The sequence below is a fragment of the Pseudarthrobacter sp. NPDC058119 genome (genome assembly GCF_042884655.1).
Classification (GTDB): Bacteria; Actinomycetota; Actinomycetes; order Actinomycetales; family Micrococcaceae; genus Arthrobacter.
The window spans coordinates 164,989-171,710 of record NZ_JBHVTN010000002.1 but is presented as its reverse complement, the minus strand read 5'-3'; the positions used below and the strand labels follow the sequence as shown (position 1 = coordinate 171,710).

6 protein-coding genes are annotated in these 6,722 nt (G+C 67.6%); 2 read left to right on the top strand and 4 right to left on the bottom strand.

The features are described from left to right. Positions 1-296: FG-GAP repeat domain-containing protein (locus ACFVTD_RS05810; protein WP_387559441.1), on the top strand; the 296-nt coding region annotated here is incomplete at its 5' end. 16 nt (positions 297-312) lie between these two features. Here ACFVTD_RS05810 and ACFVTD_RS05805 read toward each other — a convergent pair. Then, positions 313-1,095 (bottom strand): SDR family oxidoreductase, encoded by a 783-nt coding sequence (locus ACFVTD_RS05805; protein WP_387559439.1) that lies wholly within the window; start codon positions 1,093-1,095, stop codon positions 313-315. A gap of 192 nt (positions 1,096-1,287) precedes the next feature. Between ACFVTD_RS05805 and ACFVTD_RS05800 the strand changes: the two genes are divergently transcribed. Further along, positions 1,288-2,877 carry an alkaline phosphatase D family protein gene (locus tag ACFVTD_RS05800; RefSeq protein ID WP_387559436.1) on the top strand — a complete coding sequence of 530 codons (1,590 nt, stop codon included), beginning with the start codon at positions 1,288-1,290 and terminating at the stop codon, positions 2,875-2,877. Between the two features lie 28 nt (positions 2,878-2,905). Here the strand turns inward: ACFVTD_RS05800 and ACFVTD_RS05795 are convergent, their stop codons facing one another. From ACFVTD_RS05795 to ACFVTD_RS05785, 3 genes are all read right to left on the bottom strand, one after another. Beyond that, complete coding sequence (locus ACFVTD_RS05795) at positions 2,906-4,171, bottom strand: S8 family serine peptidase (protein WP_387559433.1); 1,266 nt, start codon at positions 4,169-4,171, stop codon at positions 2,906-2,908. 70 nt (positions 4,172-4,241) lie between these two features. After that, the gene (locus ACFVTD_RS05790; protein WP_387559430.1) at positions 4,242-5,333 is read right to left on the bottom strand and encodes a hypothetical protein; all 1,092 of its coding nucleotides are present in this window, start codon (positions 5,331-5,333) and stop codon (positions 4,242-4,244) included. After that, a complete protein-coding gene (locus tag ACFVTD_RS05785; protein WP_387559427.1) occupies positions 5,317-6,582 on the bottom strand; it encodes a S8 family serine peptidase in 1,266 nt (421 codons plus the stop codon). The genes ACFVTD_RS05790 and ACFVTD_RS05785 overlap by 17 nt, the downstream gene beginning before the upstream one ends. Positions 6,583-6,722 lie beyond the last annotated feature (140 nt).

Below are 6,722 nucleotides of genomic sequence, written 5' to 3'. Positions count from 1 at the left end.
GCGACCTCACCGGGGACGGCAAACCCGACCTGATCGCCCGGGACACCGACGGGACCCTCTGGACCTACCCCGGCCAGGGCAACGGCCTCTTTGGCTGGCGGATCAACGTGGGCCCCGGCTGGAACGTCATGACCGCCATCAGCGCAGCAGGCGACCTCACCGGCGACGGAAAACCCGACCTGATCGCCCGGGACACCGACGGGACCCTCTGGACCTACCCCGGCCAGGGCAACGGCTTCTTCGGCTGGCGGATCAACGTGGGCCCCGGCTGGAACGTCATGACCGCCATCAGCTAGGCCCCTGCCTGGCCGGTCACCAGACGGAGTCCCCGCGCAGGACAACGTCGCTGCCGCCGTCCACGTAGACGATCTGCCCGCACAGGTGGGTGTTTTCGGCGCTGTTCAGCCAGGCCAGCAGGCGGGCGACGACGATGGGTTCGGCGATCCCGTTCAGCGGCATGGGGACAACTTTCAGCAGCGACTCCCGCTCCTGTTCGGTGTCGATCAGGTCGGCCGTCATCGGGGTGGCGATGACGCCGGGCGCCACGGCGTTCAGCGGGATCCCGGCACCCGCCCATTCCGCAGTGGCAGCCTGGCGGCGGACCCACCGGGACAGCGCCACCTTGGTCGAGGCGTAGATGAGGCCGCCAGTGGTGGCCGGTTCCTTGGCCAGGACCTGGGCGCGTTCGATGGCTGCCGGTTCGTCCCCGTCGGCCAGCAGCGCCACAAGCTCATCGTCGCTGGCCATGAGGGCCGCCATGGAAGACACCACCACGGCGCGCGGCGCCTCTGATCCTGCCAGCAGGGGCCGGAGCCCCTCGACCGAGGCGACGGTACCGAAGAAATTCACGGCCACCGTGGCCGGAGCCGGGATGGCGAGGCCGGCCACTGCGTATATGGCATCAATCCTGCCGCCGCTGGCGTCCCGCACCGCGTCCACCAAGGCGCTGCGGCCCTCCCTGGTGGAGAGGTCGGCCACCACTTCGGCGTCGTGGAGATCCACGCCAATCACGCGTTCGCCCCGCTGCTCGAGGAGTTCTTTGGTTGCCTTGCCGATCCCGGAGGCGGCGCCGGTGATGACGGACGTGCGGGGCATGGTGCCTTCTTTCGTTGGCCGGAGGGGGTCGCTGCCAACGATGCCCGGCGGCCCTCGTCGGGACCAGAGTCCAAAGGCCCGTGCGGCGCCGAAGCCAAGAACGGGCTGATCCAACAATCCTTGTCACACCGTTAACCGCGCATTCATATCCTCATCGAAACCTGTACAACGGCTGTAAATAGCGTGGGAGCCATGGACAACATCTCCCGCAGATCCCTTATTTCCGCCGGCCTGGGGACAGGCTTGGTGGCCGCCCTGCCGAGTGCCGCCGTCGCGGTTTCCACCGCGGATGACGCCGGCCTCCGAACCGATCCCTTCATGCTCGGCATCGCGTCCGGCGAGCCGTGGCCGGACGGATTCGTGCTCTGGACGCGCCTGGCGCTCAACCCCGTCGCGGAGGACGGGCTGGGCGGCATGCCGTCGCGGCCGGTCGCCGTGCAGTGGGAGGTGGCCGAGGACCAGGGCATGCGCAACGTGGTGGCACGCGGCGTGGAACAGGCCCGGATCGAAACCGCGCACTCGGTGCACGTGGAGCTGCGGGGACTGAAAGCGGGCCGCGAGAACTTCTACCGGCTCCGCGCCGGCAAGCACCTGAGCCCGGTGGGGCGCACCCTGACCAGCCCGGCGCCGCATGAGACGCCGGCCGCGCTGGCCATGGCGTTCGCCAGCTGCGCCCAGTATGAGCACGGCTACTTCACCGCGTACCGACGCCTGGCAGAGGACCACCCGGACCTGGTGCTGCACCTGGGCGACTACCTCTACGAGTACAAGAAGGGCAGCTACGTGATCGGCGGAGGGAACCCGCGCGACCACGAGGGCCCGGAGACCGTCACCCTGGAGACCTACCGGCAGCGGCACGCCCAGTACAAGGCCGACGCCGACCTGCAGGCGGCGCACGCGATCGCACCGTGGGCGGTGGTCTGGGATGACCACGAGGTGGACAACAACTGGGCGGACGACGTGCCGGAGAACAGTGACGCCGGCCAGCTGAACGACAGCGTGGAGCACTTCCGGCAGCGCCGCGCCGCCGCTTTCCAGGCGTACTACGAGAACATGCCGCTGCGCCCGTCCTCCCTGCCGGCAGGCCCGGACATGAAGATCTACCGGAGGATCCAATGGGGCCAACTGGCCAACTTCCACATGATGGACACCCGGCAGTACCGCGACGACCAGCTGGCCGGCGACGGCTGGAAGAAGAACGTCACCGAGCGGCTGGCGGAGGACCGGACCATCACCGGCGCCGAGCAGGAAAAGTGGCTGCTGAACGGCTTCCGCAACTCCACCCAGCGCTGGGACATCCTGGGCCAGCAGGTCTTCTTCGCCGAGCGCGACCGCGCCCAGGCGGCGGACGTGGACGACGTGTCCATGGACGGCTGGGACGGGTACGTGTCCTCCCGCCGCCGGATCACCCAGGGCTGGGTGGACGCGAACGTCCGCAATGCCGTCGTCCTCACCGGCGACGTGCACCGCAACTGGGCCAACGACGTCAAGGTCGACTACAAGGACCCGGCCTCCCCCGTGGTCGGGTCCGAGCTGGTGTGCACGTCCATCACCTCCACCGGCAACGGCACCGGCTCCACCACGGACCCGGTCATGGCCTGGAACCCGCACTTGAAGTTCTACAACGACAACCGCGGCTATGTGAACACGCGGATCACCAAGGACGCAATGACCGCGGACTTCAGGACACTGGACCACGTCACGGCGCCGGGTGCACCGGTGACCACCAAGGCGTCCTTCGAAATCCGCGACAGCGTTCCGGGGCTGCAGGCCCGGGCCTGACCGTCCGCGGGGATGAACGCGGCCAGGCCTACTTCACGGCATTGGCCGCGTTCACCCGCCCGTGCGCCCAATAGGTTTCCGTGCCCTTCTTCACCTCGCCCGAGGATTCCACGTCCGCCCGGATGACAGTGTTCGTTGCACCTGCGTGCGAGCTCCAGGCGAGGGCTGCAGCGGCGGCAACAATGGCGGAGGACATTGAGCTCCCGTTGCCCACGTCGTATCCCAGCGCCCGGTGGTTCTGGGTGGCCAGCACGAACGGGTGGTTGGGGAAGGTGGAGAAGACGTTGACGCCGGGCGCGGCGATGTCCACCCAGCTGGAGCCATAGGTGGAGAAGGAGGCTTTGTCATCGTTGTTGTCCGTGGCTCCCACGGCGATGACGTTGTCATAGGCGCCCGGGTAGATCTTGGTTTGGTTGCCGCCGTTCCCTGCCGCGGCTACCAGCACCACACCCTTGTTCCACGCGTTGTTGACGGCAGTTTCCAGGGTCCGTGAGGCCCGCACACCCAGGCTCATGTTGATCACTTTGGCCCCGTTGCTGACCGCCCAGTCGATGCCGCTTGCCAGGCTGGAGCTGGAGCCGACGCCGCTGTCGTTGAGGACCTTCCCGGCCAGGATGCTGCAGCCCGGGCAGACGCCGGCCACCCCGATGGTGTTGTTCACGGTGGCGGCAACGCTGCCGGCCACATGGGTGCCGTGGCCGTAGTAGTCCTCGGCGACGGGGTCACCGGCCTTGGTGGCGGAGCTGCTGAAGTTGGCGCGGGCCACCACCTTGGGCGCGATGTCCGGGTTGTCGCTGGCGACGCCGGAATCCAGGACCGCGACTTTGATGCCATTTCCCGTGGTGGTGTTCCACGCTTCCACGGCGTCCACGTCGGCGTCCGGGGTGCCGGCGGCAATGCTGATGGGATAGTCCGGGTTGTTGTTGGTGAACGCCTGGCCGGTGTTCTGCAGGGCGTACTGGCGCGGGAAGAACTCGTCGGAGGTGGTTGAACCCACGGGCTGGTCCGGTTCGGCGTAGTCGACGGCGGGATCCCGGCTGAGTGCGTCGATGAGTTGCTGTTCGGTGCCGGCGCGGACGCTGATCAGCCGGGCCCCCGTGCTGCCGATGGCAGGCCCGTCCTCAAGGCCCTGCCGGCGAAGGGCGCCAGCGGCGGCACCGCCGTCGTGGAATTTCACGATGATGCGCCCCGCTGCGCCCGGCAACGCCGCCCCGGCGTGGGCGGGAAAGGCAAGCGGGACGGGCCCAAGCATCATGGCTGCGGCCATGAGACCGGCGGTGACCAATTTCCTCATACGCCCCATCCTTGACCCGTCCGGAGGCACCGGCATAGGGGTAAAAGCCCCCAACCTGGCTCCGAAGCGATTACGGTGCCGCGCGGCTCCCCGAGTCGGCGCCGGACCCGGTGGTTGCCTGGAAGTTCCAGTCGAAGGAGCCGTCGGAGTGCAACGTGAGCTGGAGGAAGCCACGGCTGTCGCTGAACCTTTTCGCAATGTAGGACGGGCGGCGGCCGGTGAACGGGCGGGTGTCGATGCCGCCGGTGGAAACCTGGAAGGCCGTCATGCCGTCGTCGACGCATTTGTCGGCATTGTTCACCGGGCATGACCGCTCATAGTTGTGCTGCGAAGCCGAGAGGGTGAGGCGGACGCGGTACTTCCACATCACGTCGATCCACGGTTTGTTGTCTTCGGTGCGGCCATGTTCGCTGGTGTCGGACGTGAAGTACGGCTCGTGGTAGACCACCGCCAGGTGCTGGCCTGCGGCCTGGGCAGCCGAGAGGTCCTTGTCCAGCCAGTCCGTCGCGGCCTTGGCGTCGGCGGTCTCGTACCGCCACAGGGCGGAGGACAGGAAGGCGAAATGCCACTTCCCAAAGTCCTTCGAGTAGGGCTGGCCGTTCGGGACGAACCCGCGTTCCTGGTTGATCGCGGCCTTGTCCGTGGAGCCCGGGCACTGGCCGTTCATGAAGTTGTCCAGGTCCTCGTTGCGGCCGGGTTCCCAGTCGTGGTTGGGGGCGGACACCCAGTACAGCTTGGGCAGGGTGCCGCCCCAGAGCGGTTTCCAGAAGTTCACGTAGTCGGCGCAGCGCGCGGTGCTGTACTGGAAGTCGCCCAGGCCCAGGAACGCGTCGATTTCGTTGTTCGCTGCCAGCCGGGCAATGGCTGCGCCGTTGCGGCCGGAGGGGCTCTCCGGGTCGGTGTTCCCCTCGGGGTTCATGTCGCCGACGGCGGCGATGTGCACGTCGGGCAGGGGTGATGGCTGGTCCGGGGGTTTCGGTCCGCCGGTGCACCCCGCGGCGGCGAGCGCCAGGAGGGCCGCGGCCGTTGCGGCTACACGCCGGAAGCGTTTGGAACGAGGGAGCGCTGTCTGCATCCCGTTACCTCCTTCGAGCTGCAGGACCGGATGGTGGGAGGACGACGGCGGCCCGGCCCGCCTGCCGCGCTCAGCATACCGGGGCATCCACTGCCTTGCAGGCGTTTACCCGGCCGTGGGCCCAGTAGGAACCGGTGCCGGAGATCGGATCGGCCGTGGATTCAATTTTGGCGCGGACGGCGGTGTTGGAGGTGCCAGCCGGCGTGCTCCAGACCAGTGCTGCTGAGGCGGCGGCGATGGGGGACGCCATCGATGTGCCGCTGAGGATGTCGTAGCCCGGCGACAGGGTGTTTTGCGTGCCCAGGACCGTGCTGTAGTCGGGGAGGGTTGAGTAGACCCTGACGCCGGGGGCGGCGAGGTCCACCCATTTGCCGTACGTTGAAAATGATGCCTTCGCGTCCTTGTTGTCCGTGGCGGCCACGGCGATGACGTTCGGATAGGCGCCCGGGTAGACCTGGGCCTGCGTACCTGCGTTGCCCGCTGCGGCCACGATCACCACCCCCTGGTTCCAGGCATTGTTGACCGCGGCCTCGAGGGTCCGTGACGAGACCCGCTGCCCCAGGCTCATGTTGATGACCTTGGCGCCCTTGCCCACGGCCCAGTCGATGCCGTTGGCGATGCTGGAAGAGGAGCCGGTCCCGTTGCTGTTGAGGACCTTCGCGTCCAGGATGGAGCAGCCCGGGCACACACCGGCGACGCCCAGGGAGTTGTCCGCTGTGGCAGCCACGATGCCGGCCACGTGGGTGCCGTGGCCGTACTTGTCGTAGTCCTCCGGTGCCATGATCTGGGTATCGCTGAAGTTCACCCGGTCAACCACCTTGGATGAGATGTCGGCGTGGTTGATGGCGACACCGGAATCGACGATCGCCACCTTGACCCCGGTTCCCTTGGTGACGTTCCACGCCTCGACGGCGTCCACATCGGCGTCCTGGGTGCCCGCCGGGACCGTGACCGTCCCGGCGGTGTTGGTGAAGGACTGCCCCACGTTCCGGAGGGCATACTGCCGGTCAAAGTACGGGTCGGCGGTGGCTGCAGTCACCAGTTCGTCCGGTTCGGCGTATTCAACTGCGGAGCTCCGCCCCAGCGCGGCCACGAGCTGCAGTTCCCTGCCTGCCGGCACTTTGATGAGGTGGGCGCCGGTACTGCCGACCGCCGGGCCGTCGCTGAGCCCATGTACGCCGAGGACCCCGGCGGCGGCGCTGCCGTCGCGGAATTTGACCAGGATGTGCCCCGGCACCGGAGAGGACGGAGTGGCGGCGTTGCCCGGGGCGGCCGCCGTTATGGCTCCCAGGACCAGGACCGTCACAGCCACACCGGTGGTAAGCATTTTTTTCATGGCTTATCTTGCGCCCCACAGGCCACAGCTGAACAGGGTCCGCCATGGCAAACTTTGGTCCACAGGCCCCTGTTCGCTGTTCGAACATTTGTACGTTCATTGAACTTCTTGGTAACCTGCAAGCAGTAAGCATGCCGTGG